The sequence below is a fragment of the Glutamicibacter sp. BW80 genome, assembly GCF_002332385.1.
Taxonomy (GTDB): Bacteria; Actinomycetota; Actinomycetes; order Actinomycetales; family Micrococcaceae; genus Glutamicibacter.
Map to the genome: position 1 here is coordinate 143,141 of NZ_NRGV01000015.1, position 24,675 is coordinate 167,815.

23 protein-coding genes are annotated in these 24,675 nt (G+C 61.7%); 14 read left to right on the forward strand and 9 right to left on the reverse strand.

Translation table 11 applies throughout. From position 1 onward, the window contains the following. The first annotated feature begins 94 nt into the window (after window positions 1-94). On the forward strand, window positions 95-1,381 hold the full coding sequence (gene purD / locus CIK76_RS03090) for a phosphoribosylamine--glycine ligase (protein WP_096283330.1): 1,287 nt from the start codon (window positions 95-97) through the stop codon (window positions 1,379-1,381). Continuing rightward, a complete protein-coding gene (locus tag CIK76_RS03095; protein WP_096283332.1) occupies window positions 1,381-2,286 on the forward strand; it encodes a phosphoribosylaminoimidazolesuccinocarboxamide synthase in 906 nt (301 codons plus the stop codon). Before purD ends, CIK76_RS03095 begins: the two co-directional genes overlap by 1 nt. Window positions 2,287-2,353: 67 nt before the next feature. On the opposite strand, the gene CIK76_RS03100 is transcribed toward CIK76_RS03095, so the two are convergent. The 5 genes from CIK76_RS03100 to CIK76_RS03120 all read right to left on the reverse strand — a co-directional run bounded on the left by CIK76_RS03100 (window position 2,354) and on the right by CIK76_RS03120 (window position 10,287). Further along, entirely contained in the window at window positions 2,354-3,085 is a 732-nt protein-coding gene (locus CIK76_RS03100) for a class I SAM-dependent methyltransferase (RefSeq protein WP_096283334.1), read from the reverse strand. Window positions 3,086-3,099: 14 nt separating this feature from the next. Further along, on the reverse strand, window positions 3,100-4,908 hold the full coding sequence (locus CIK76_RS03105) for an ABC transporter ATP-binding protein (protein ID WP_096283336.1): 1,809 nt from the start codon (window positions 4,906-4,908) through the stop codon (window positions 3,100-3,102). Next, window positions 4,905-6,725 carry an ABC transporter ATP-binding protein gene (locus CIK76_RS03110; RefSeq protein ID WP_096283338.1) on the reverse strand — a complete coding sequence of 607 codons (1,821 nt, stop codon included), beginning with the start codon at window positions 6,723-6,725 and terminating at the stop codon, window positions 4,905-4,907. The genes CIK76_RS03105 and CIK76_RS03110 overlap by 4 nt, the downstream gene beginning before the upstream one ends. 170 nt (window positions 6,726-6,895) lie before the next feature. Beyond that, window positions 6,896-7,849, reverse strand: a complete 954-nt coding sequence (locus CIK76_RS03115) for a metallophosphoesterase (RefSeq protein ID WP_096283340.1) — start codon at window positions 7,847-7,849, stop codon at window positions 6,896-6,898. A 116-nt stretch (window positions 7,850-7,965) separates the two neighbouring features. Continuing rightward, window positions 7,966-10,287, reverse strand: a complete 2,322-nt coding sequence (locus CIK76_RS03120; protein WP_096283342.1) for a transglycosylase domain-containing protein — start codon at window positions 10,285-10,287, stop codon at window positions 7,966-7,968. A gap of 37 nt (window positions 10,288-10,324) precedes the next feature. Between CIK76_RS03120 and CIK76_RS19275 the strand changes: the two genes are divergently transcribed. The 3 genes from CIK76_RS19275 to CIK76_RS03135 are packed head-to-tail and all read left to right on the forward strand — an operon-like array spanning window position 10,325 to window position 11,955. Beyond that, entirely contained in the window at window positions 10,325-10,480 is a 156-nt protein-coding gene (locus CIK76_RS19275) for a hypothetical protein (RefSeq protein WP_096283344.1), read from the forward strand. A 22-nt stretch (window positions 10,481-10,502) separates the two neighbouring features. Further along, entirely contained in the window at window positions 10,503-10,979 is a 477-nt protein-coding gene (locus CIK76_RS03130; protein WP_096283346.1) for a RidA family protein, read from the forward strand. Beyond that, window positions 10,972-11,955: an NUDIX hydrolase gene (locus CIK76_RS03135; protein WP_255248326.1), complete on the forward strand. Its 984-nt coding sequence runs from the start codon at window positions 10,972-10,974 to the stop codon at window positions 11,953-11,955. Before CIK76_RS03130 ends, CIK76_RS03135 begins: the two co-directional genes overlap by 8 nt. Before the next feature lie 66 nt (window positions 11,956-12,021). Here the strand turns inward: CIK76_RS03135 and CIK76_RS03140 are convergent, their stop codons facing one another. After that, window positions 12,022-12,699, reverse strand: a complete 678-nt coding sequence (locus CIK76_RS03140; protein ID WP_096257040.1) for a Crp/Fnr family transcriptional regulator — start codon at window positions 12,697-12,699, stop codon at window positions 12,022-12,024. 203 nt (window positions 12,700-12,902) lie between these two features. Here CIK76_RS03140 and CIK76_RS03145 point away from each other — a divergent pair, with 203 nt between their 5' ends. Then, window positions 12,903-14,093, forward strand: a complete 1,191-nt coding sequence (locus CIK76_RS03145; protein WP_096283350.1) for a MarP family serine protease — start codon at window positions 12,903-12,905, stop codon at window positions 14,091-14,093. Here CIK76_RS03145 and aroQ read toward each other — a convergent pair. Next, on the reverse strand, window positions 14,090-14,542 hold the full coding sequence (gene aroQ / locus CIK76_RS03150; protein ID WP_096283352.1) for a type II 3-dehydroquinate dehydratase: 453 nt from the start codon (window positions 14,540-14,542) through the stop codon (window positions 14,090-14,092). The genes CIK76_RS03145 and aroQ overlap by 4 nt on opposite strands. Window positions 14,543-14,683: 141 nt before the next feature. Here aroQ and CIK76_RS03155 point away from each other — a divergent pair, with 141 nt between their 5' ends. Then, complete coding sequence (locus CIK76_RS03155) at window positions 14,684-15,301, forward strand: hypothetical protein (protein ID WP_096283354.1); 618 nt, start codon at window positions 14,684-14,686, stop codon at window positions 15,299-15,301. 133 nt (window positions 15,302-15,434) lie between these two features. On the opposite strand, the gene acs is transcribed toward CIK76_RS03155, so the two are convergent. Further along, complete coding sequence (gene acs / locus CIK76_RS03160) at window positions 15,435-17,411, reverse strand: acetate--CoA ligase (protein WP_096283356.1); 1,977 nt, start codon at window positions 17,409-17,411, stop codon at window positions 15,435-15,437. A 201-nt stretch (window positions 17,412-17,612) separates the two neighbouring features. Between acs and nth the strand changes: the two genes are divergently transcribed. Next, window positions 17,613-18,395 carry an endonuclease III gene (gene nth / locus CIK76_RS03165; protein WP_255248327.1) on the forward strand — a complete coding sequence of 261 codons (783 nt, stop codon included), beginning with the start codon at window positions 17,613-17,615 and terminating at the stop codon, window positions 18,393-18,395. After that, a complete protein-coding gene (locus CIK76_RS03170) occupies window positions 18,392-19,069 on the forward strand; it encodes a CoA pyrophosphatase (RefSeq protein WP_096283360.1) in 678 nt (225 codons plus the stop codon). Before nth ends, CIK76_RS03170 begins: the two co-directional genes overlap by 4 nt. Window positions 19,070-19,073: 4 nt before the next feature. Here CIK76_RS03170 and CIK76_RS03175 read toward each other — a convergent pair whose 3' ends face one another. Beyond that, window positions 19,074-20,723 carry a bifunctional 3'-5' exonuclease/DNA polymerase gene (locus tag CIK76_RS03175; protein ID WP_176484067.1) on the reverse strand — a complete coding sequence of 550 codons (1,650 nt, stop codon included), beginning with the start codon at window positions 20,721-20,723 and terminating at the stop codon, window positions 19,074-19,076. A gap of 146 nt (window positions 20,724-20,869) precedes the next feature. Between CIK76_RS03175 and CIK76_RS03180 the strand changes: the two genes are divergently transcribed. From CIK76_RS03180 to CIK76_RS03200, 5 genes are all read left to right on the forward strand, one after another. Continuing rightward, window positions 20,870-21,928, forward strand: a complete 1,059-nt coding sequence (locus CIK76_RS03180; protein WP_141393445.1) for a hypothetical protein — start codon at window positions 20,870-20,872, stop codon at window positions 21,926-21,928. Beyond that, window positions 21,925-23,157 (forward strand): TadA family conjugal transfer-associated ATPase, encoded by a 1,233-nt coding sequence (locus CIK76_RS03185; protein WP_096283366.1) that lies wholly within the window; start codon window positions 21,925-21,927, stop codon window positions 23,155-23,157. Before CIK76_RS03180 ends, CIK76_RS03185 begins: the two co-directional genes overlap by 4 nt. A gap of 141 nt (window positions 23,158-23,298) precedes the next feature. Then, on the forward strand, window positions 23,299-23,850 hold the full coding sequence (locus CIK76_RS03190) for a type II secretion system F family protein (protein WP_176484068.1): 552 nt from the start codon (window positions 23,299-23,301) through the stop codon (window positions 23,848-23,850). Beyond that, window positions 23,784-24,380 carry a type II secretion system F family protein gene (locus CIK76_RS03195; RefSeq protein ID WP_176484069.1) on the forward strand — a complete coding sequence of 199 codons (597 nt, stop codon included), beginning with the start codon at window positions 23,784-23,786 and terminating at the stop codon, window positions 24,378-24,380. The genes CIK76_RS03190 and CIK76_RS03195 overlap by 67 nt, the downstream gene beginning before the upstream one ends. Window positions 24,381-24,492: 112 nt before the next feature. Beyond that, entirely contained in the window at window positions 24,493-24,675 is a 183-nt protein-coding gene (locus CIK76_RS03200; protein ID WP_096283372.1) for a DUF4244 domain-containing protein, read from the forward strand.

Genomic DNA, 24,675 nt, shown 5'->3' on the forward strand with positions numbered 1-24,675 from the left:
AGCCCCCAGGGGCTGGCGCGGTGATCTGCGGCAACTTTTCATCCCCCGGTCACAGACCACTAATCGTGTGTGGTTCTCCGGTAAACTCGGTGCAGTGAAGGTACTGGTTATTGGCCCAGGCGGCCGTGAGCATGCAATTGTCCGTGCACTTAGTGCAGACCCCTACGTCAATGAGGTTCATTGCGCTCCCGGCAACGCCGGCATCGCACAGGACGTCACCACCCACGAGATCAACGCCCAGGACCCGCAGGCGGTGCTGGGGCTGGCGCGTGAACTTGCCAGCGAGCTGGTGATCGTCGGCCCCGAGGCGCCATTGGCCGCCGGCGTTGCCGACGCGCTCATCGAAGCCGGGATTCCGGTCTTCGGCCCAACCCGCGCCGCGGCACAGCTGGAAGCCTCCAAGGCATTCGCCAAGGACGTCATGGCCGCCGCGCAGGTGCCCACCGCCATGGCGCACGTGGCAACGACCGCGGCGGAAGCCGCAGCGGCGCTGGATGACTTTGGCGCACCCTATGTGGTCAAAGACGACGGCCTGGCCGCCGGCAAGGGGGTTGTGGTGACCGCGGACCGTGCCGAAGCGCTGGCCCACGCAGAGCTTTGCTTTGCCGCCGGCGGCACCGTGGTGATCGAAGAATTCCTTGACGGCCCGGAAGTTTCGCTGTTCGTCATCTGCGATGGCAAGCATGCCGTGCCGCTGTCTCCGGCCCAGGACTTCAAACGGATCTTCGACAATGACGAAGGCCCCAACACCGGTGGCATGGGCGCCTACTCGCCGCTTCAATGGCTTCCGGAAGGCTTCGTCGACGAGGTGATGGACCGCGTCGCCTACCCGACATTGCGCGAAATGGAAAAGCGCGGCACCCCGTTCACCGGCGTGCTGTACTGCGGCCTGGCCATCACCAAGCGCGGCATCCGCGTCATCGAATTCAACGCCCGCTTCGGCGACCCGGAGACCCAAGCGGTCCTGGCTCGGCTGAAGACCCCGCTGGGCGCGATTCTGCTCGCCGCGGCGAACGGCAAGCTCGACGATGCCGAGCAGCTGCGCTGGTCCTCGAAGACCGCCGTGGACGTGGTCATCGCCGCCGAGAATTACCCCGATGCCCCGGTCAAGGGCGCGGTGATCGAAGGGCTGGAAGAAGCCAACCAGGTCGGCGAGGTGCATGTGATGCATGCCGGCACCAGCACCGACGCCGAAGGCAACATCACCGTGGCCGGTGGCCGCGTCTTGGCGGTCGTCGCGCTGGGCGATGACCTGGCCGCCGCCCGGGCGAACGCCTACGCGGGTGTCTCCAAGATCAGTTGGAGCGGTGCCCAGTCGCGCAGCGATATCGCCTTGAAGGCCGAACGCGGAGAAATCGTAGTGAACGGGGAGAGCAAGTAATGGCAGGATTCCAGACCGAAACGCTTTCCCTCGAAGGCTGGGACCACTTCTATTCGGGCAAGGTGCGCGACCTGTACCTGCCCGCCGGGGTGGGTTTCGCGGACTCCGACCGGGTGCTGGTGGTCGCTTCGGACCGGATCAGCGCCTATGACTTCGTGCTGACCAGCGAGATTCCGGACAAGGGCAAGGTGCTGACCCAGCTGAGCCTGTGGTGGTTCGGGCAGCTGAGCGAATTCGCCAACCATGTGATCTCCACCGAGGTGCCCGAGGCGGTAGCCGGCCGGGCGATGGTGTGCAAGAAGCTTGAGATGTACCCCATCGAGTGCATCGCCCGCGGTTATCTGACCGGCTCCGGATTGGCCGAATACAAGGTCTCCTCGACCGTGTGCGAGCTGCCGTTGCCCGCGGGCCTGGTTGACGGTTCACGCCTGCAGCCGGCGCTATTCACCCCTTCGGCCAAGGCCGAGGTCGGCGAGCATGACGAGAACATCTCCTTTGCGCAGACGGTGGAACGCGTCGGCGCGCAGGTCTCCGAGGCGCTGCGCGAGAAGACCGTCGCCCTCTACGAACGCGCCGAGCAGATCGCCCGTGAACGCGGAATCATCCTTGCCGATACCAAGGTCGAATTCGGCGCCGATCCGAGCAACGGCGAGATCACGCTCGGCGACGAGGTGCTCACCCCCGACTCCTCGCGCTTCTGGGATGCCCAGTCCTACGCACCGGGCAAGGCCCAGGCGAGTTTTGACAAGCAGTTCGTGCGCGACTGGCTGACCTCAGCGGCATCCGGTTGGGACAAGAACTCCGGGGCAGAGCCACCGGCGTTGCCCGCAGAGATTGTGGAGAAGACGCGCGCCCGGTACATCGACGCCTATGAGCGTTTGACCGGGGAGAAATTCTCCGCCTAAGGGCAAAAACGAAAGGCCGGGGTGAAGGAGGAATTCCTTCACCCCGGCCTTTTCGCGAAGCAGAGAACTAGCCGCCCAGCTCGGCTGCGCCCTTGCGTACGTGATACAGCACGTAGCCGTAGCTCAACTCGGTCGCCAACGGGTGCCGCGCGATCCAGTCGCGAGCCAGATCCGCCGGAAATTCAAGGTGGAGTACCTTGGCGAGATCCTCCGTAGAGTCGAAGCTCCAACTGCTCATCACCTCATGGCGTTGGGCTCCCTGCGCGGCCCACCACCGCCGGATGTAGTCATCCTCGCCCTGATCCGACGCCCAAGGGCTCTGCCGCAAAAGTGAAGCGAATTCTCCGTGCTGGTGGTCGTTGTCGATCACCAGCAGCGACCCGCCGGGGCGCAGGACACGCAGGACCTCGCGGAGCCCGGCGGTGCAGTCGTAGTTCGCGGAAGGGAAGAAATAGGCGAAGCGCGCGTGCACCACCGCGACGCTGGAGTCCGCTAGCGGAAGATGTTCGGCAGACCCGTGCAGCACCTGAACCCGCGAACTACGCGCCCGTGCGGCGTCCAGCAGGCGCAGATCCGGTTCCACCCCGAGGACCGTGCCATGTTCGGTGAGATATTTGGGGAGCCAATAGCCGCTGCCGCATCCCAAATCCAGCAGGACCTTGCCCGCCCAGGGCGCCAGGGAGCACAAGCGCGCAAAGAGCACCCCGGTTCGATCCAGCGCGCTATTTTCAATCTCGTAGACTTCCGTGTCCGCCCCCTGGTTCGGGGCCGGAAGGAAGTCGCCCAATTCGTTTGCCATGTGCTTGCGGCCGGTTAGACCAGCGAGTCCTTCCACGCCTTGTGCAGCGAAGCGAAACGTCCCTCGTCCGCGATCAGCTGTTGCGGGGAGCCGTCCTCGATGATTCTCCCATCGTGCACCACCAGCACCCGGTCGGCGATCTGCACCGTGGACAACCGGTGGGCGATGATCAACGCCGTACGGTTCCCCAGCAGCTGCTGCAGGCCGCGTTGCACCGCGCGCTCCGAAGGAATGTCCAGCGAGCTGGTGGCCTCATCCAGGATCAGCACGGCCGGGTCGGCCAAGAAGGCGCGAGCGAAGGAGATGAGCTGGCGTTGCCCGGCGGAGACGCGACCGCCACGCTTATTCATGTCGGTCTCATAGCCTTCGGGAAGTTCGCGGATAAATTCATCGGCGCCCACCGCCCTAGCCGCATCCTGGATCTCCGCGAGCGTCGCGGTGGGCTTGCCGAGCGCAATGTTCTCGGCAACCGTCCCGGAGAACAGGAACGCTTCCTGGGTGACCATCACCACATGCCGGCGCAGTTCCTGATTCGAGAGCTCATTGATCGGGACCGAATCGATTTCCAGGCTGCCCGAGCGCAGATCGTAGAAACGGGAAATGAGTTTTGCGAGCGTGGATTTGCCGGCACCGGTCTGCCCGACCACCGCCACCGTTTGCCCGGCTTCAAGCTTCAGATCGAAGCGGTCCATGATGATCGGCCCGTGCCCGTAGCCGAAGACCGCGTCGCTGAAGACGATCTCTCCCTTGACCTGCTCGATACTGCGCGGTGCCAGCGGTTCCCTGACGCTAGGTTCCTCTTCCAAGAGCCCGGAGACCTTTTCGAGGGCTGCCGTGGCCGACTGCAAGGAGGAGTAGAACATGGCGATCTGTTCGACCGGCTGGAAGACGCGTTTAGCCGCAAGCAGCAGCGCCACCATCACGCCAACGGCCAGCGTCCCCTCCAGAATGCGGAAGCCTCCGTAGGCCAGCAATACCGCGACGGTGAGGTTTCCAATGAGCACCAGACCCGGCTGGAGGATGCCGAATAGGTTAAAGGAGCGCACCGAGTTGACCCGATACTTTTCGGCGACCTCGCCATAGTTTTCGTCATTTGCCGCTTCCCGGCGGAACGCCTTGACCGCGCGAATGCCGGTCATCGTTTCGACGAACATGGAGATCACCTTCGCGGAAACCACCCGGGACTCACGGTAGAGCACCTCGGACCGGCTCTGGTACCAGAAGAAGAGGATCGCCACCGGGATGGCCGCAATGCACAGCACCAGAGCGCTGCGCCAATCCAGGATGAAGATGGTGGCCAGCGTGAAAATCACGAAGACGCAGGAGGAGGCGAGTTCGGATACTCCCTGGTCCAGCAGTTCACGCAGGGTTTCCAAGTCCGAGGTCTGCCGCGAGATGATCCGGCCCGAGGTGTAGTTCTCGTGGAATTCGAGGCTCAACCGCTGAGTGTGGCGGAAGACCTGCTGACGCAGATCCAAGAGCATGGCCTGGGAAATGCGGGCGGCGCAATTGATGTACCAGGCCAGCAGGACTCCGGCCAATATGGCGCAAACAATGTAGGCGCCGCCGGAAACTCCCAGCGCGCCCCAGTTGCCCTCGCGGACCTGCGGCAGCGTCCAGTCGATGGCCAAGGCAATGAGGATTGGCAAGATGACGCGGGCCGCATTGGAAACCAGCACCAGCACCACGGTGAGAATGAAGAGTTTCTTCTGCGGCATGGCGAGCGTTGCCAGGAGCCTGAATGAGCGGCGGCGCACTCGTTTGCGTTGGGCGCCGGAAAGGTTGATATTGTCCTCTTCGGTGACACCTAGTGGTTGGCTCATCGCGCGACCTCTTCGCTCATCGGTGCTTCGTCATCCAGGCTGGCGATCACATATCGGTAATGTTCGTTCGTGCTCAGCAGGTGCGTGTGGCTGCCGATCGCGTCGATGCGACCATCGCGCAGCAACGCCACCCGGTCGGCGAGCATCACGGTGGAAGGCCGGTGAGCCACCACCAAGGTGGTAGTGCCGCCCAGCACCTCGCGCAGCTTCGTGGTGACCGCTTCCTCCGTGCGCACGTCCAAGGCGGAGAGCGGATCGTCCAGTACCAGGATCCGGGGCCGGGCGGCGATGGCGCGGGCCAGGGCCAGACGCTGGCGCTGGCCTCCGGACAAGGACAGGCCTTCTTCGCCGATGAGCGTATCGACCCCCTGCGGCAGCTGATAGGCGAAGTGCGCCTGCGCCACGTCAAGGGACTGCGCCAAGAGCTCTTCGCGCTGCGCGGGGCTGTAATCCGCCGGGGCGCCGAGCAGCACGTTCTCGCGGACCGAATTCGAGAAGAGGGTGGTGTCTTCGAAAGCTACGGCTATTTCTTTGCGCAGCTCTTCCAGATCCCATTCGCGCACGTCTTGCCCGTGCACCAGTACCTGCCCGGCGCTTACCTCATGCAAGCGCGGGATCAGGTTCAGCAGCGTCGATTTGCCCGAGCCGGTGATTCCGACCAGCGCCATGGTTTCCCCGGCGCGGATCGTCAGCTCGATATCGGCAAGGATGGGGCGCCCGCGCCCGGAGGCATCGGGGTAGGCAAATCGAACGTGCTTGAGCTGCACTTCGCCGGTGCGTTCGGCGGGGGACTTCGGCTGGTCGGGGGAGACGATGTCGTTGGAAGCGTCCATCACTTCGAAGTGGCGGTCCAGCGCGGTTTTGGTGCTCAGCGTCATGCCCAGCAGCATCCCCATGCCTTCCACCGGCCCTGCGATCACCGCTGCGATGGCGAAGTAGGCCACGAGCGAGCCGATGCTCAGCTGCCCGCCGGCAACCAGCGAGATGCCGATCAGCACGCCCAGCCCCAAGATCGTTTCGGGGATTGCCACGACGGCCATCAGGAAGCTGGCCAGGGTTTTGGCCTTGCTGATTTCCGTCTGCTGCAGCGACTTGGCCTGCTCGTTGAATCCGGCATACACATGGGGGCCGCGGCCGAAGGCCTTGATGACGCGAATGCCATGGACAGATTCTTCGACGGCGGTCGCGAGGTCACCGGCTTGGTCTTGGCTCAGCCGGCTCGCGGCCCGGTAGTTGTTGCGGAAGTGGTAGGCCTTGATCGAGATGGGGATGGCGCCTAGCAGGTAGAGCAATCCGAGGATCCACGAGTGGTAGAACATCAGCGCCAGGCCGGTGATCACGGTGACCGTGTCCACCACGAGCATCATGGCGCCGAAGGCGAGCCAGCGGCGCAGCAGCGACAGATCCGACATCGAGCGGGAGAGCAGTTGGCCCGAGCCCCAGCGCTCGTGGAACGCCACGGGCAGGCGCTGCAGATGTTTGTAGAAGCGGATGCGCATCTGCGCTTCCAACCCCGCCGCCGGGTTGAGCACGAATTGGCGGCGCAGGTAGATGAATAACGCTTCCAGGAAACCCAAGGCACCCACAATCGCCATGGCGATCCAGATTGCGTTGTTCGTCCCATCGCTGTCCAGGACGTTGTTCACCAGCCAGGCGAGGACCTGCGGAATGACGAGGGCGACAATGCCTGCGCCCAAGGCGCAGAGGAAGCCGCCGATGAGCCGCGGAAGAATCGGGCGGACAAACGGCCCCAGCCGTTTTAAGGTGGTTGTCAACGACACCGCTTCAGCTGCTTCTGAGTTTTGTTGTCGCGCCATGCGAGTTCCCCACCATCACCAATAACAATATCGACCGGACTACAGCCTACCGTCAGTAGTTGGGAAAATTCAATCAAATAATCACTAGTGGATAGATTATTTGTTGCTGGCTCAGAGACGGCTTCAGGCCCCGCACTTGAACCAAGTGCGGGGCCTGAAGGAGTGAATGATTAGTCCCTTGCGGTGAGCGTGAGCAGTACTGCCTCGGGCGGGCAGGCAATGCGAAATGGTGCGAAGCGAGAATGGCCCAGGCCGGCGGAAACATTCAGCGGGACGGTGCGCCCGGCATATTCCCATTCGGTCAGCCCGCGAGCTCGCCACGTCGGCAAATCGCAGTTCGACACCAGGGCGCCGTATCCCGGAATGCATACCTGTCCGCCGTGGGTGTGGCCGGCGAAGATGATATCCGCCCCGGCCTCGGTGAGTTGATCCAGCACTCGTTGGTAGGGGGCATGGGTTAGCGCGATGCGTACGTGCGGAGCCTGGTATCCGGTGACCGAGCCTTGCGGCCATCCAGCGAATTGGTCGCGTTCCAGATGCGGATCATCGACGCCGGTCAGATCAAGCCGGATTCCGTTGAGTACGGTGGAGTAGGCCCGGTTGGTCATGTTGACCCACCCGGCGGACCCGAAGGCCCGGTGCATCTCTTCGAAGGGCAACTTGTCACGGCTCGAAGGGTTCGGGGTGCCGGAGCCCGCGCTGAGGTAGCGCAACGGGTTCTTCAGGCGCGGCGCGTAGTAGCAATTCGAGCCGGGCACGAAGGCTCCGGGGAATTGCATCAGAGGCGTCAGCGCGTCGATCAGCGCCGGAACGCCATCGCGGTGGCTGAGGTTGTCACCGGTGTTGATCACGTAGTCGGGGCGCTCCTCGGCGAGCCGGTGCAGCCAGTGTCGCTTGAGTGCTTGCCCGGGGATCATGTGGATGTCCGAGAGGTGGAGCACGCGGATATCGCCCGCTCCGCGGGGAAGGACCTTGACGGTTTCGCGACGGAGCCCGAATTTCTGGGTTTCGTATAGTCCGTAGCCAAGCACCGCCGCGCCTGCTGCGACGGCGCCGCCGGCAAGCAGCGCTGCGGTGCCGGTGGCGCGGCCGAATGCCGAAGAGAAATTAGTGTGTTCAACCATGACCGGTCCGTCATTGTCCTTTCAAGGGAACAGACCCGTTCGGGTCTGGTGATAGTGCCAATCTAAACCGAAAGGCCGCGTTCAACCAAAGTTGAACGCGGCCTTTCGGTGACTACCTAGTCGTCCGAATCATCTCCGGGCTTGGCCGGAGTAGTCGGCTTCGACTTGTTTTGGCCGTTTCCGTTGCCATTGCCGTTGCCATTGCCATTGCCATTGCCGGTGGCTTCAGACTTGTCGTCGTCGGACTTCTTAGAATCCTCTTTTTCGGAGTCTTCCTTTTTGTCCTCGTCGTCTTCCTTCGGCTTCGGAGCTGGCTTCGGCTTAGGTGCCGAACGTGGGGCCCCTCCGAACGAGCTACGGTCGTATTCTAGGACAGCTTCCTCCATGAAATCGACCCATAGCGGCGCCGCATAGGTCGAGGAATCGACCATCTTCGGAGCGCGTACGTCGTTGATCATGGCACCGTGCATCTGGTTTTCTTCCAGCTCGCTCTGACCGTCGACGCGTCCAACCCAAGTAGCAGTTGAAATGCCGGTGGTGTAGCCAACGAACCACGTGGAGGTCGCGCCGTTGTTGGTGCCAGTCTTGCCGGCGATAGGACCAGCCACCTTCCCCTTGGAAACACGGTTCGTGGCGATCCTCTTTAAGGTGCCGTTGAGGTCAGCTACGTACTGTGGTTCGACTGCCTGAGTGCAGTCTCGCTTTGGCACCTTGTACTTGGTGCCGTCCTTGTCGACAACCGAGGTGATTGCCCGCGGCTCGCAATATTCTCCCTTGTTGGCGAATGCAGCAAACGCAGCCGCTTGGGACAAGGGGGTGATGTTCTTGGATCCGATGATGAATGAAGGATTCTGGGGTGACATTGGTGCCGGGTTTCCGTTGTCTCCCGACTGATCCATAACGCCGAGCTTATTGACGTAGTCAGTGATCGTGCATAGGTCTAGCTTCTTGGCTTCTTGAACAGTGGCCGAGTTGATGGACCAGTACAGGCCGTAATCGACTTTCATCGACCTGTAGAAACCGCGTGAAGCGTTGTTTACTTCCCATTCGCCTGCTGTCGTACTGCCTCCCGGGAGGCAAGAAGCTTTCCAGCGGTCACTGGTTTGGTAGAGGGGCTTTCGCGCGTTGATTGTGTCGTACATGTTGTGCCCCTCCTTCAGCCAAGCCAATGTGGTGTATGGCTTCATGGTTGAGCCACCCTGGAAACCGCCGGCGCCACCCAATGAGCGCTCGACATTGAAGTTCCAGACGGAATTGCCTAACCCTTCTGTTGGGCTGTATGTGGTGTTCTGCGCCATGGTGAGGATATTTCCGGTGCCCGGCTCAACAGAAACGACCGAAGCGTAAACATCCGTGTTTGACTTGGCCTTTGGATCGATCGCCTCGCGTGCATCCTTGGCGGCCTTCTTATTCAACGCGGAGTTCAGCGTGGTCTTGATGGTCATACCGCCGCGGAACAGCAAGTTCTCGCGGTCTTCCTTCGTCTTGCCAAAGTTCGAATCGCTGAGAACCAATTTTGAGACGTAGTCGCAGAAGTTAGCGTTCTCATCAGCAGCCATGCAACCAGAAGAGGATTTGCTAGGGTCCTCGCCCAAGTCCGACTTCACGGCCTCGTCGTACTCTTTTTTAGTGATCGCCCCGGTGCGGTACATGTTGCCCAGCACCTTGTTACGTCGGTCCAAGGAGCGTTCAGGGTTCTTGAGCGGGTTGTAGACGTTAGGCAGTTGCACCATGCCGGCGAGCATCGCCGACTGCTGCAGGTTCAGATCCTTGGCATCCACCGAGAAGAAGCGCTGCGCGGCAGCCTGCACGCCGTACTCGCGACCCGAGAACAGCACGAGGTTCAGGTAGCCCTCGAGGATTTCGTCCTTGGACATTTCCTTTTCGATGGCCACGGCGTACTTCAGCTCGCGGATCTTGTCCGAGTAATCCTTGCTGCCCGACACGGTGCTCTCTTCGGCCCCGGTCAAGATCTGGTTATTGACCAGCAGGTTGTTCACGTACTGCTGGGTCAGCGTTGACGCACCGGAACGCGAGGAGGAGGTCGCGTTGTTGATGACCGCACGGGCAATGCCCTTGGGGTCAATGCCGCTGTGCTCGTAGAAACGCTCGTCCTCCACCGAAACAATCGCTTTGCGCATGTACGGGGAGATGTCCTCGAGGTCCACCGGATCGCGGTTCTGTTCATAGAACGTCGCAATCAGCTTTCCATCGGAGTCCAGAACTTCTGAGGGCTCGGGTATGGGAAGCTTCTCGAATGTGCTCGGAAGCGCGCTTACAATATTATTTCCGGTGGTCAAACCGGTTTTTGCGATAGCTGCCACGGGAACGAGCATGCCCGCGGCCAGCACGCCACACAGGGCACTGATTCCGAAGAACGCAACGATCTTTCCCAAAGTGGTAGCTGTATCAAAAAAGGGTGACTTCTTGGCTGCCATACCTACTAGTTTACAAGGACGCGCTAACGTATCGAGTATGACTAAATGGGAATACGCCACTTTGCCGCTCGTTATCCACGCAACCAAGCAGATTTTGGACCAGTGGGGTGACGATGGCTGGGAGCTCGTAGCGATCGTTCCCGGCCCGAACGGCACCAATCCAGTGGCCTACATGAAGCGTCCAAAAGCCTAACTTTCAGAAGGAGTAAAACCCCATGCAAGAAGCTACTTCCTCGCGTGTCGAAGCACGCCTCGCAGAGCTCGATCTGACCTTGCCAGAGGTGGCAAAGCCGGTCGCCGCATACCTGCCGGCAATCACCACCGGCAACTATGTTTACACCTCCGGCCAGCTGCCGCTGATTAAGGGAGAACTCTCAGCTCTCGGCAAGGTCGGCGCCGAGGTTTCGGCCGAAGATGCCAAGGCCATGGCGCAGACTTGCGCACTGAATGCCTTGGCTGCCATCAAGGCAGAAATTGGTGACCTAGATCGCATTAAGCGTATCGTGAAGGTCGTTGGCTTCGTGTCCTCAGACCCGTCATTCACCGGTCAGCCCGGCGTCATCAACGGGGCCTCGGAATTCTTCGGAAATGTCCTGGGCGAGGCCGGTGTGCACGCACGTTCGGCCGTAGGCGTAGCGGTGCTGCCGTTGGACGCTCCGGTCGAGGTTGAGGTCATCGCCGAATTTGAGTAGTCCACAACGCGATTCCGGTGTGCGTCAGGGACGGTCCAGTCCGTCCGCCACGCGCACCGGAGTTGCGCGCCGCCTCGTAGAACTGCCGCCGCATCAAATTCCCGCGGCGGAAAACTGGTTCACTTTCGGTTCGCGGACCCCGCGCACCGCCCGCCGTGCTTCCTCGGTCTGCCTGGTTCAAGACGGGGTGCACGGAGTAGAAACCTTCCTGGGCTACCGCCCTGGCGAGTCCCCCCTGGGCAGCGTGGCATTTCCCGGAGGCAGCGTCGAAGCGGGAGACCGCGTCGAGTACAAGTGGCTCGGCCCGAACCTTTCGCAGTGGTCCAAGCGCATGGACGTGCTCGATCAGCAGCTCGTTCGCGCGCATCTGGTGTGCGCCATCCGAGAACTTTTCGAAGAAACCGGGATCCTGCTCGCCGGAACCGACGAACAGTCGGTGGTCGAAATGAACGATCCCGAGGAATGGATGTCCGCCCGCGAAGCCATCGCCGGACAGGACCTGGCCTTTGAAGAATTTCTTCGCCGGCGCGGGCTGGGCCTGCGCACCGACCTGTTGCGCCCGGTCAGCCACTGGCTGAGCCCCAACTTCGCCTTCCGGCGATTCGACACCTGGTACTTCACCGCAACGGTTCCCGTGCATCAGGAGCCCCGTCTGCTGCGTGCTAAGGGCAAGTGGGCGCAATGGTGCAGCTCCAAGCAGATCATGGCTCAGCGTGCCACCAGCGAGCTGGGAGACCGCATTGGCCAGCCGAGCACCGTTGGCCTGAGATTGTCACAGATCACCAGTCCAGCGGTCGAACAGATGCTGGAGCGGATGGCCGATGCCCACGGTGCGGTCGCCTATCTCTCGCGCGCACGCACCTTGGACGTGCAGCATCCGGACCTGTTGGTGCGTGACGGCACCTATTATCTCGAGGTGCTGAGCGCGCTCGGGGTCGAATCGACACGTCCTTGGCAGGCGGAACCCGGCCACTAGATCTTCGGTCGGAAAGCAAAGGCCGGACAACCCGCGAGGGGTGTCCGGCCTGTTGCTCAGCGGTGCTTAGCGCGAACGCTGACGCAGACGCTGGATGTCCAGGATCACGACGGCGCGGGCTTCCAGACGGAGCCAGCCGCGCTGCACGAACTCGGCCAGGGCCTTGTTCACGGTTTCGCGGGAGGCGCCGACCAGCTGGGCCAGCTCTTCCTGGGTCAGCTCGTGAGCGACCAGGATGCCATCGGTGGCTGGGCGACCGAAACGGTCAGCGAGGTCCAATAGCGCCTTGGCCACACGGCCAGGAACATCGGAGAACACCAGATCGGCCAGGGATTCATTAGTGCGACGCAGACGCGCAGCCAAAGCCTGCAGCAGCTGGATCGAGACCTCCGGGGAGTTCAGGATCGCCTTGCGCATGTTTTCATGGCTCAGACCAGCTAGTCGGGTCTCCGACACGGCGGTTGCGGTTGCGTTGCGCGGGTGTGGATCGAACAGCGCCATTTCGCCGAACAGTTCACCTGGGCCGAGCACGGCAATCAGGTTTTCACGTCCGTCGGCGGAAGTGCGGCCGAGCTTGATCTTGCCCGAGACGATGAAGTAGAGACGGTCACCCTGATCGCCTTCGCGGAACACTGATGCACCGCGAGACAGATCGACCTCGGTCAATTCTTCGGTTAGCGTGGCGAATACTTCATCACCAAGCGACGCGAAAAGCGGCGCGCGGCGCAGTACCTCGATATCCATTAAATCTCCTGTCAACAGTAGTAAGCGCTCACTTCATTGTGCCGTATTCGGTAACAATGTGACAGTTTCCACACGTGGTTTAACCAAGAAATGTTGAGAATCACGCTCGTCATACAAAAACTCGCGAATATCCTCGCAGAAATCCATCAGCTTCTAAGGGTACCTTGGGTTAATAGTAAGTTTGTGAATGAAGCGGGGTCTCGGTGCTCGGAGTATTCAGTTGGCTGGACGTCGCCATCTGCGTAGTTTTACTTTCATTTTTTATTGCCGGAATCCGCCGCGGCTTCCTCTATACGGTCGGGGACATGCTCGGTCTCATCGCCGGAGGCATTGCCGCGTTCTTCGCCATTCCGCTGGTTTCGACCTTCGCCTCAAACCCTTGGTGGCGGGTCGCGCTGATGGTCGCCACGGCCGCCGTGCTGATCATTTTGGGCCAGGCCCTGGGCAGGGTTATTGCCACCCGAATCAGGCGCTGGATGAACTTCGATTTCCTGCGTGCCGCAGACGGTTTGGCCGGTGGCGTGCTTTCGGTTTTCATCACCGCCACAATCATCGGCGCACTGGCATTTTCCACGTCAAGCATGGGTATTCCGCGGCTTTCCAGCGAAATCGACAAGTCGAAAATGATCGCCTCGATCCGCGGGATGACACCCGAGTTCGTGAACTCGGCCATCTCCTCGGCGCGTTCGGCGGTCATGGCCGAAACCATCCCCGCCCTGCTCGATCCCTTCGCCCCGCCGGTGGAGCCGGTCGAGGAAGGCCAATGGTCCGCCAACGACCTGCAGCGGGCCTCGGTGAGTTCGGTAGCCAAGATCTCCGGGACGGCCGTTCAGTGCGGTGTGAACCTCACCGGTTCCGGCTTTGTCATCGACGACCAATTGGTGATGACCAACGCCCATGTGGTGGCAGGTTTGAGCGCGGCTACGGTGGAGGTCGAGGGTGATCAACTTCACCGCGGAAAAGTAGTTTATTTTGATCCGGAAGCCGATATCGCGGTGCTGCGCGTCGACGGGATGGAAGCGCAGCCTCTGGAGCTCGCCGACGAGAATCTGGGCCGCGGCGAGCAAGCTGCCTTCATCGGCTATCCGGCCGGCGGGCCGCTGCAGGTGCGCGGCGCGGTGGTCGCCTCACGCGCCACGGTGTCCATCGCCAATATCTACGGCGAGAACCCTGCCTCGCTCTCGGTTTACCAGCTGACGGCCAAGGTGGCCCAAGGCAACTCCGGCGGTCCCATGGTCAACGATTCCGGCGAAGCGGTAGGCATGATCTTCGCCAAGTCGCGAGGCAATGACGAGGTGGGGTTCGCGCTGAGCCTGGAGGAGATCGAACGCGCCCTCGCCGCGGCCGGGGACCGCACCACCTCGATCAAGACAGGTGAATGCATCGGCGGCTAGCGGCCGATCAGGTGCGCCAGCTGCTGGACCGCGAGCCGGTAGCCGTTGATCCCGGCGCCGATGATGATCGAGGCGGCCACGGGGGAGACGTAGGAGTGGTGGCGGAAGGCCTCACGCCGGTGCACGTTGGAAATGTGGACCTCGATGACCGGCAGCGACACCCCGCTGAGCGCATCGGCGATGGCCACCGAGGTGTGCGTGTAGGCGCCCGGGTTCATGATGATGCCGGCTTTGGTCAGCCGCGCTTCGTGAATCGCATCGATGAGCACGCCCTCGTGGTTCGATTGGAAGGCCTCCACGGCGAGGTCGTATTCCGCCGCGGTGCGCTGCGCCAGCGCCTCGACATCTGCGAGCGTTTCATGGCCGTAGATTTCGGGCTCGCGGGTTCCTAGCAGGTTCAGGTTCGGTCCGTTGAGTAACAAGATGGTGCGCTTCGGGGAGTCGGTCATTGTTCAAATCTATTACAAAACTTTGCTTTAACAGCAGATATTCCCGGTATTACAGTGCTCATCGGAAGAAAGCCAGCTGTGCTTGCCGGCGACATTTGTCGTAATGTTGAATATACAAGTTCGTTTTAGTTAGGGGTCTGGATGGAACGCGGAACCAAGAGGGTCATTGGCAACGTGTCGGTCGGCGGGGCACTCATTGCAATTTTTGGCCTTCTCGCCGTCAGCCATCTGGATCCGGGCTTTTTGAATAATGATCCTGAACTGACGGCTAAAGCGAATGCAGGAACGCCGATTGTGCAAGGACCAGTGGTACCCAAACCGTTGCCAACAGAACTAGCCACGACCGACCAGGAATTGCGGAGTGCAAAGAGCATGGCGGTGGCAGCAGGGCGACCGGAGGCAGCTTGGGATAAAAACTGCGTTGGATGGGAATTCTCCCAGGCTGACGCGAATCAGTCGCCTTGGGCCAAACAAGCAATGAATACTTGGCTCGAATCGCATGGTGCAAGTTGCCCGGACGCGATTACCTGGCCCAATTATTTCGTGCAAAATTTTTCTGCCGACGAGATTGGTGAATTGACCGTCGTTCTGGAAAACGTAGCGAAAACTGAGAAATTGGCTGAAAATTCGGCGTATCAAGGGTTGGAAATGCATGCGCGCGAGATAGGTGATCGTCTCGCCGGAGAATTGCCGGACCTGCGCGAAGTTACGATCAAAATCGAATCCAGTTCGCGACAAGCCACCGTTGCGATTGATTAAAACCTAGATCTACTTCGCAGAAGCCGCCACCATGCCCGGCACTTTCCTACAACCGAGTGGCAATAGTTGTAGGAAAGTACACTGGGCGGCAAAGGCTTCCAAAGGAAGCACGTTTGAAGAAAACCAGCCGGTTCTACTTCTTCATCGACTGCGCGATCTGCGTCATCACGCTTGCATCGGACAGCGTGGTCGCGTCCCCGACCTCGCGGCCCTCGGCCACGTCCTTGAGCAGGCGGCGCATGATCTTGCCCGAGCGGGTCTTGGGCAGCTCGGGGACCACCAGGATGTGGCGCGGCTTGGCGATCGGGCCGATGTCCTTGCCCACGTGGGCGCGCAGCGTGGCGACCACATCCTCGCCTTCGGGCGGTTCGGTCTGCAGGATCACGAACGCGACAACCGCCTCGCCGGTGGTCTCGTCCTTGGCGCCGACCACCGCGGCCTCGGCCACGTACGGGTGGGCGACCAGCGAAGACTCGATCTCGGTGGTGGACAGCCGGTGCCCGGACACGTTCATCACGTCATCCACCCGGCCCAGCAGCCAGATGTCGCCGTCCTCGTCTTTCTTGGCGCCGTCGCCGGCGAAGTACATGCCCTCGAAGCGGGACCAGTAGGTCTCCTTGTAGCGCTCCATGTCGCCCCAGATGCCGCGCAGCATGGCTGGCCACGGGTCGCGGATGACCAGGAAGCCGCCCTCGCCGTCGGCCACCGAAACGCCGGCCTCGTCGACCACGTCGATGCTGATCCCCGGCACGGCGACCTGCGCCGAGCCCGGCTTGGTGGCGGTCACCCCAGGCATCGGGGTGATCATATGCGCCCCGGTTTCGGTCTGCCACCAGGTGTCCACGATCGGGGTTGGGTGCTCCTTGCGCTCGCCGTTCTTGCCGTTGTTGGTGCCGATGACATCGCGGTACCACATCCAGGCTTCCGGGTTGATCGATTCGCCGACCGAGCCGAGCACGCGCAGGCTGGAGAGGTCGTAGCCGTCGGGGATCTCGCGTCCCCATTTCATGAAGGTGCGGATCGCGGTCGGCGCGGTGTAGAGGATGGAGACCTTGTACTTCTCGATCAGTTCCCACCAGCGACCCTGATGCGGGGTGTCCGGGGTGCCTTCGTACATCACCTGGGTGGCGCCGTTGATCAGCGGGGCGTAGGTGACGTAGGAATGCCCGGTGACCCAGCCGATATCCGCGGTGCACCAGTAAACATCGGTTTCCGGGTGCAGGTCGAAGGTGTCGCGGTGGGTGACCGCGCCCTGGGCCAGGAAGCCGCCGGTGGTGTGCACGATGCCCTTCGGCTTGCCGGTGGTGCCCGAGGTGTAGAGCACGAACAGCGGGTGCTCGGAATCGTGGGCTACCGCGGTATGCTCGGTGGCGGCGGTGCCGACTACGTCATCCCACCACTTGTCCAGTGCACCGAATTCGGTCGGCTCGCCGTTGCGCTTGACCACCAGCACGTTTTCCACGGTGTGGCCGGGCTTTTCAAGGGCCGCATCCACCGCAGGCTTCAGCGGCGACGGCTTTCCGCGGCGCCAGGTGCCGTCCGCGGTGACCACGAGCTTGGCGTCCGCGTCATCGATGCGGGAGCGCAGCGCGTCGGCGGAGAAACCGCCGAAGACCACCGAATGGATCGCGCCGATGCGCGCGCAGGCGAGCATGGTGATCACCGCTTCGGGGATCATCGGCAGGTAGACGGCCACCCGGTCGCCCTTGGCGACGCCCAAGGATTCGAAGGCGTTGGCCGCCTTCTTCACCTCTTCGGTCAGCTGCGCGTAGGTGTAGCTGCGGGTGTCTCCCGGCTCGCCTTCGAAATGAATGGCAACCCGTTCGCCCAGGCCGTTCTCCACGTGGCGGTCCAATGCGTTATAGGCCGCGTTGAGTTTGCCGCCGACGAACCACTTGGCCACCGGTGCTTCGGACCAATCCAAGGTCTCGGTGAAATCGGTGTCCCAAGTCAACACGCTCCGTGCCTGTTGCGCCCAGTAGCCCAACCGGTCTTCGCTTGCTGCCGCGTACTGGCTCGCCGAGCCGATGGCTTGGTCGCTGAAGTCTTTGCTAGGGGCAAACGCACGAGTCTCATGCGATAGGTTGTCCAGGGTCTTGGAGTCACTCACCGGTGATCGCGTCCTTTCGGTTAAACAAAAATTACTCTGTGATCAAAGTTACACGCTCGAACGCCGAGCCTGTGGTTTGTGTCACTGACGGGGCCAGTAACGGGCATTTTGTGCGCCGAGCGGTCATTTCGACGCGGTGAAATGCAGGCAAACAGTGATATTTTTCCCGGCTCATGACACGATCATCTCGTGGCAGCAAAAGTGAAAGTTGAATCAGAGATCGGACTCAAACGGCGGGCACGGAAGATGCACCGCCTGTTGGCCGAGGCATACCCCTATGCGGTGGCCGAATTGGATTTCGAGAATCCCTTCGAGCTGCTGGTGGCAACGGTGCTCTCCGCGCAAACCACCGACGTCCGAGTCAATTCGATCACCCCACGGCTCTTCGCAAGGTATCCCGACGCGCTGGCGATGAGCCAGGCCGAACGCGGGGCACTTGAAGAACTGATCCGGCCCACCGGATTTTTCCGCGCCAAGACAGATTCCCTGCTGGGGCTTTCGGCAGCGCTGGTGGAACGCCACGGCGGCCAGGTCCCTGCACGGCTCGAAGATCTGGTTAAACTTGCCGGGGTGGGGCGGAAGACCGCGAATGTGGTGTTGGGAAACGCCTTCGGCGTCCCGGGCATCACCGTGGACACGCACTTCGGCCGGCTCGCCAACCGCTTTGGCTGGACCGCGGAAACCGACCCGGTTAAAGTTGAGCACGCCGTGGGCGAATTATTCGAAAAGCGCGACTGGACCATGCTCAGCCATCGCGTGGTCTTTCACGGGCGCCGAGTCTGCCATGCCCGCAAGCCGGCCTGTGGCGCCTGCGTCTTGGCAAAGCTCTGCCCGTCCTCCGGGATTGGCGAGGAGATTCCGGCGAAGGCACAGAAATTGCTGAAGTATGAGCTCGCTCCGGGACGCGAAGAATTGCTGCAGAAAATGCTCGAGGGGTCCACCCGCCGGGAACTGCGTGCCGAAGGATACGGACTGGACGCATGAGTGCACGTGCCGAGCTGGAAAAAGTCATCGCCACGCATGCCCAAAAAATGGGCTCTACGGTAAAACTTCCGAAACACTGGGTTTTCAACCAGATGGACGCCAACAGCGTGCGCAAGGCGGCGGTGCTCATCTTATTCGGGTCGGCCACCGGGCGGGGCGTGCACGAGGCGGCCAAGCCCGAGGAGCTAGACCTGCTTTTTGTGGAGCGCGCCTCCACGCTGCGCAAACATGCCGGGCAGATCGCCTTCCCCGGCGGCGGGATAGACCCCGACGATGGTTCGGCGAGCGCTGCGGCACTGCGTGAGGCGTGGGAAGAAACCGGGGTTGATATTTCAGGGATTGAAGTACTTGGCCAATTGACCGAAACCGAGCTTCCGGTCTCTAGCTTCTTGGTCACCCCCGTGGTGGGCTGGTGGCACACCGAATCCAGGGTCTATGCGGCGGATCTGCGCGAAAGCTCGGATGTCTTTCGGGCGCCGGTAACGCACCTGCTCGATCCGCATAACCGGCTGACCGCGGTGGTGCAGCGCGGTGCGCAACGCTTCAAATCCCCGGCCTTCGAATACGAGGGACACCTGATCTGGGGATTCACCGCGATTGTGATCGATCGTTTATTTGCCGAGTTGGGCTGGAACAAACCTTGGAACGCGCAACGCGAAATCAAGCTGAAGTAAGCGGCTATTTGCCTTCGGAATAGTTCTGCGAGATAGCGACGCTGACCGGAAAATTTGGGCTGTGCTCGCCAAAGAGCGTGCGTCCGGCGAGCAGCGCCGCGTGGCGCACCAACTCACCGAGGCGATCGGCCAGTTCTACCGGGCACTCGAAAACGACCTCGTCGTGAACGAAAAACACCTGCTGGCAGGACTGGGCCCATCCGGCCTGGCGAATCAGGTGACGGGCATGGCCCATCCACACCAACGCCCACTCGGCGGCGGTTGACTGCACCACGAAATTTCGGGTGAACCTGCCACGCGACCGTGCCGCGGCATCGGCGGCTCGTTGCCCGGCCTCATCTTGGGTAGCTCGCTGGGCTTGCACCCAACCTTCATCTGCCGGTGGGCAGCCGCGGCCTAGCCAGCTTTGAACTCCTTCGCCGCGCTCGCCTGCTTTCGCAGCCTGATCCACATACGCCATGGCCTGCGGGAAGTTTTTCTTCAAGGCCACGCCCACCGCACCGGAGGTGCCGCCACCGCCGCCGTAGATGACCGAGAGCATTCCCAATTTAGCCTCGTTGCGGTCCGAGACGAGCCTGGCATCGATGAGCCACTGATAAAGGTCATCTTGCTGGCCCGCCTCTTGGAGCCGACGATCTTGGGAGATCGCGGCGAGAATGCGTGGCTCGAGCTGCCGGCCGTCGGCAATGACGAAGGTGCGTCCTGCGGCGGTGCCCACCACCTGGCGGATCGAATGGGGCAGCTGCAGGGCTCCGCCGCCGCTGGCGGCCCAGCGCCCGGAGGCGACGGTGCCCAAAACGTAATGCGGGTGGAACCGCCCGTTCTTGACCCATTGGTCAAGCCAGGCGTCCCCGTGCGTGCTGGCCAGCCGGGAAAGCTTCTTGTATTCGAGGACCTGCTCGATGAGCGGATCCTTGAGCTGTTCCAGCTCCCAGGCCCGCACCGACTGGACTGAAAAACCTGCCCGGTGCAGGGCACGCAGGAGTTCGTGCGGGGAATCCGGGTTCAGCCCGGGCCACCGCAAGGCCTGTCCGAGGGCCTCGGCGAGGTGGGCGAGTTTGGCCGGACGCACCCCTTCGCCGACCGCAGGGCCAAGCTTCTCACGCAGCAGCGCACGGTGATCTGCCTCGTTCCAGGCAAGCCCGGCATGCTCCATTTCGCAGGCAACGAGCGCACCGACCGACTCGGCATGAATGAGCAATTCAAGCTTTCGGCGCGCTGCCGGCTCTTCGGGCAGAGCCTGGCGTTGGCGCACATACATGGCCACGACTTCGTCCAGGCTTTCCCCGTTGACGGGTGTCTCGAATAAGGCGTCTTGATTGGGCCTGGCCATTGGGCTGTGCGGGTTTTCCAGATCGATGTCATCCAGTTGCTGCGCACTCAGTGGGCTGCGGTGCAGGATTCGCTGCGTGAGCGAAAGCACGTGCGCCTTGGCAATGAAGACTCCCGCTGCCAGCAAGGAGGGCATCCAGTCCGCGGTGCGCAGCATGACCCAGCGTGGGGCATGTTCGTCTTCAATAGTGCGAACAGCCGCCGGGAACTGGGCTTTGGACACCGGGCGGCCCGGGAATACTGGCTTGCCACTTAGTGCGTGGCGAAGTTCGAGGATGGCGTAGCCTTCGGGGTCAGCGGCGATAAAGGCAAGCATGCTCATTGTTCTATTGTGCATTGAAGACGGACAATATCCCCAGCTTGCCAAGCATCGGCTCGGCAGCAGCGAAACGATGGCACCGTTCAACTATGAATTGGTTATCTTTTCCCAGCTCCGGCTCACCGCCGGTGAAGAGCGATGGGCGGTTTGTGGCAACCGAACAAGCCTACGATGCGCCGAGCTCGGCCGCGGTAGGCCCTGAGCGCCTCTGGGGCGCTGGCGAACTAGCCTGCACCCTGGTCAGCAACGACGAGCGGCTTGTCGAAAGCTGTGCGCTCATCGCCCTGGGGGCGGCCGTGCGCATACACCAATGTGCCGAGCTTAAGGATCTGCCGGCTCCCGGGAACGGCCCGGTGCTCTGGGGCGCGGATATGGCCGGCGAAGCACTGGCATTCCCCGGACTCTGCGACGTTGTCCTCGGCTTTGAAGAAGACGACCAGCAGCTGTGGTCGGTGGCCAGCCAGATCCCGCGTGCCAGAGTGGCCATCTTGCCCAGGGCGCAGCAATGGTTGGGGGAGTACCTCGGACTTTGGGGAATGCGCGCAGGCCAGGCGCATTGTCTTTCCCTAGGCTCCCTAGCCGGCGGCTTGGGTACCAGTACCTTGGCGGCGCTCGTTGCCCACGCGGGCACGCTGTGCGGATTGAAGAGCCTGCTGATCGATCTGGATCCCCATTCCACCGGATTGTGGCCGCGGGTGACGCTCGATCCGCCCACGGGAATCGGCTGGGAAGAGCTGTGCCGCTCCGGTGGCGCGTTGGCACCGCACCAGCTGGTGGATACCTTGCCAACGGTGCGAGACACCGCGGTTTTGACTTGGTCGCCCAGCGCCGCACCCAGCGAGCTGGATGAACAACTGGTGGTGCGATTATTGGCGGCGGCCAGGCAAGGCTTCGACCTGCTAGTGGTCGATACCGGACGCGCGGTGCACCCGCAGCGTGCGGTGCTTGAGCAATTCGTTGACCGGCAGGTCTTGACCTGTGAAGATACCGGCAAGCCACCGGTCGAAGCGCATATCCGCTGCGGTCCAAGGAACCTGAGAAATTCGAATACTGCGACGGGACAGTATCTAGGGCATTTTTCGAGCTTGCCGAGGATCTCCCGGGCGATACAACGCGGCGTGCTCTTTGACGCGCTGCGCTCTCGAAAAGTCCGCCATGCGCTAGCGGACCTGCGGCTCCTGCCAGAATCCGAGGGGAACAAGAGATGAGCACGGGCAAACACAGTGCGCAAGGTGCGGGGCACACAACGCGTCGCGAAGTCGATGAACGCATCCTCGAATCGGTGCGTCAGCGGGCGATGGCCACCGGTGGGCAACTCGACGCGGTAGCCCTCGCCGGGGCCGTACAGGATTCTGGGGCCGCCTTAGGCGCCTCGGGAGCCGCCGAATCATTAAAAGCACTGCAAGACGAAGTCGCCGGACTATCGGTACTCGAACCATTCGCCCAACAACCCGAGGTGACCGATGTCCTGGTTGACGGGCAGGGCAGGGTGTGGACCGACTCGCCTCGCGGATTGGAACCCACCGAATACGTCTTCGGGTCGGCCGAACAGGTCCGCAGGCTGGCCGTCCACCTAGCCTCGCTAGCTGGACGAAGATTAGACGATGCAAGCCCATTTATGGACATGAGCTTGAAACACTACCGAGTCCACGCGGTGCTCCCGCCGATTGCAACGCAGGGGCCGCTGATCTCGATCCGTGTTAAGAAAACCAAGCCCTTGGACCTCGCCGGGGTACTGGAACACGCCGCGTGCTGGTGGCATCCGTTGCTTGCAGAGATCATGGAAAGGGAACTGAATTTTCTCGTCACCGGAGGCACCGGCAGCGGCAAGACCACCCTGCTTCAGGCAATGCTCTCGCTGGCTCACGAGGGTCAACGCATCATTGTCGTGGAAGACTCCCAGGAGCTCCACGTCACCCACCAACATGTGGTCGGCATGCAGACCCGTGCGGCTAATGTTGAAGCGGCCGGCAACATCGAACTGCGCGATCTGGTGGTTCAAGCACTTCGGATGCGACCGGATCGGTTGATCGTCGGGGAGTGCCGAGGGGCAGAGATCCGAGATTTCTTGGCCGCAATGAATACCGGCCATCAAGGTGCTGCCGGAACTCTGCACGCCAATAGCCCCGAAGCGGTTCCCGCCCGCCTGGCAGCTCTCGGCGCGCTAGCCGGATGGAACCTCCAAGCGACAGCCCTGCAGGCGACCAGCGCGCTTGACCTTATTATTCACATGGCGCGCGGAGAGCAGGGGCAACGCGGTCCGGTGGCCCTAGGCATCCTGAACTCCGCGGGAGACGGGCAAATGAGCGTGATCACGGCGATCGACAGCAATCGGCACGCACCCCTGGACCGGGCTTCGTTGCCGATTCTTGAACAGAAACTCGGTCATGCAACTATCAGGGCGCTCGCCGAGCAGATGGCCCAAAGCGAAGGCTGAACGGCGATGTTGATTCTCCTGTTAAGCGCAGTGGCACTCTGGCTTTGGTTCCCTGGCACGGCTAAAAACGAAACGGGCGCTCGTCCCTGGCAGAAGCACGGTATTTTCGGGTCCACGCGACGGCCGGATGAGCCGAAGCATATGTTGGCCGAAGATGCCCGCACGATTCGCGAACTTGCCGCCTTGGTGCGCAGCGGACTCACTTTCTACCCCGCCGTTGATGCATTGCTGGCCGCCGAACACAGCCAGTGTCCGGTGCACCAGGCGCTTCACCAATTACGCGCCACGCACCGGCTGGGTGCTCGGAGGCCTAATCCGACTGAACCGACGGCGAACAACGCGCTTCCCTCGTCGGTGCATCGAATGCATTGGTGCTTGCGGGTTTCCGAGCGCAGCGGCGCAAGCCTTGCGGAGGTGCTGGAACGGTTGGCCGATGATTTGGAAGCAGACCTGGTCGCAACGCAAGCATTCGACGCCGCCATGGCCGGCCCCAAGGCCACGGCCAAGTTGCTGACCTGGCTGCCACTGGTTGGGTTCGGTGCCGGAATCCTTCTAGGCATTGACGTGCTAGGTGCCCTAGCCACCTCATGGGCGGCGCAGCTGAGCGTAGTCCTCGGGATGGCGTTGTGGCTGCTCAATCGGCTGTGGTGCAGGTTCCTGCTGCGCACCACCACTCGGCAGGCCCTGCAATGACTTTCTTCGCGTTGTGCTGTGCGGTTGCCGCGGTCTTGCTGGCTATTTCAAGCCACGAGAGGCACGAAAGAACGCTGAGCATCAAGCGTCCGCAAGCCAAAGCCGCTGACATCCAGAATCAACCTGTTGAGCTGATTCTGGATGTCAGCGCAAGCTTGTTGGATTCGGGAATGCCGATTAAAGACATTTTAGACACGCTAGGTCGCGGTGTCCCGCAAGGCGCACAGCTCTGCACCGTCGCACGATGCTTGGAAATGAACATGGAGTGGGATAAAGCCTGGCACTCGGCACCGGATTGGTTGCGACCACTTGAAAAGGCTTTGCGCTTCGCCCATGTCACCGGAGCCCCGGCGGCGAGCTTGCTGCGCAATGCGGCAGCGTTGCAGCGTCGCGAACGCAGCCAAAGAGTCGCAAGGCTGGGCGCGCAATTCGGGACCAGATTGGTGCTGCCCCTGGGCGCATGCGCCTTGCCAGCATTCATTGCCTTGGGCGTGGTGCCGCTGATTATTGCCTTGCTGCCGGGGCTCTGAACGAGTAATCCCCAGCTTGAAAGGAACCTAATCCGTGGAACGTTCAGGTAGCTCAAGCTGAAGGCACCACCCCAAATTATTTCGCATTTGGGAAACAACGAAAGGAAAAATCATGAAACGTATGGAAGCTATGCTTTCCGAGCGTCTTGCTGACGAAGAGGGCTCAACCACCGCAGAATTTGCTATGGTCACTCTGGCCGCCGTAGCCTTCGCCGGATTGCTGATCAGCATCCTGTCCAGTGGGGATGTGCGTGGCATGCTGATGGGTCTTATCAGCAAGGCCCTGTCGCTGTAG

Bases quoted from the DNA above. Each gene is read 5' to 3' on its own strand.
- aroQ (WP_096283352.1), bottom strand. From the start codon at position 14,542: ATGACCGACTCCCCGAAGCGCACCATCTTGTTACTCAACGGACCGAAC.
- CIK76_RS03175 (WP_176484067.1), bottom strand. From the start codon at position 20,723: ATGAGCATGCTTGCCTTTATCGCCGCTGACCCCGAAGGCTACGCCATC.
- CIK76_RS03185 (WP_096283366.1), top strand. From the start codon at position 21,925: ATGAGCACGGGCAAACACAGTGCGCAAGGTGCGGGGCACACAACGCGT.
- CIK76_RS19275 (WP_096283344.1), top strand. From the start codon at position 10,325: ATGACTAAATGGGAATACGCCACTTTGCCGCTCGTTATCCACGCAACC.
- CIK76_RS03110 (WP_096283338.1), bottom strand. From the start codon at position 6,725: ATGGCGCGACAACAAAACTCAGAAGCAGCTGAAGCGGTGTCGTTGACA.
- CIK76_RS03120 (WP_096283342.1), bottom strand. From the start codon at position 10,287: ATGGCAGCCAAGAAGTCACCCTTTTTTGATACAGCTACCACTTTGGGA.
- CIK76_RS03105 (WP_096283336.1), bottom strand. From the start codon at position 4,908: ATGAGCCAACCACTAGGTGTCACCGAAGAGGACAATATCAACCTTTCC.
- CIK76_RS03100 (WP_096283334.1), bottom strand. From the start codon at position 3,085: ATGGCAAACGAATTGGGCGACTTCCTTCCGGCCCCGAACCAGGGGGCG.
- CIK76_RS03190 (WP_176484068.1), top strand. From the start codon at position 23,299: ATGTTGGCCGAAGATGCCCGCACGATTCGCGAACTTGCCGCCTTGGTG.
- CIK76_RS03170 (WP_096283360.1), top strand. From the start codon at position 18,392: ATGAGTGCACGTGCCGAGCTGGAAAAAGTCATCGCCACGCATGCCCAA.
- CIK76_RS03130 (WP_096283346.1), top strand. From the start codon at position 10,503: ATGCAAGAAGCTACTTCCTCGCGTGTCGAAGCACGCCTCGCAGAGCTC.
- CIK76_RS03115 (WP_096283340.1), bottom strand. From the start codon at position 7,849: ATGGTTGAACACACTAATTTCTCTTCGGCATTCGGCCGCGCCACCGGC.
- CIK76_RS03200 (WP_096283372.1), top strand. From the start codon at position 24,493: ATGAAACGTATGGAAGCTATGCTTTCCGAGCGTCTTGCTGACGAAGAG.
- CIK76_RS03140 (WP_096257040.1), bottom strand. From the start codon at position 12,699: ATGGATATCGAGGTACTGCGCCGCGCGCCGCTTTTCGCGTCGCTTGGT.
- CIK76_RS03095 (WP_096283332.1), top strand. From the start codon at position 1,381: ATGGCAGGATTCCAGACCGAAACGCTTTCCCTCGAAGGCTGGGACCAC.
- CIK76_RS03155 (WP_096283354.1), top strand. From the start codon at position 14,684: ATGGAACGCGGAACCAAGAGGGTCATTGGCAACGTGTCGGTCGGCGGG.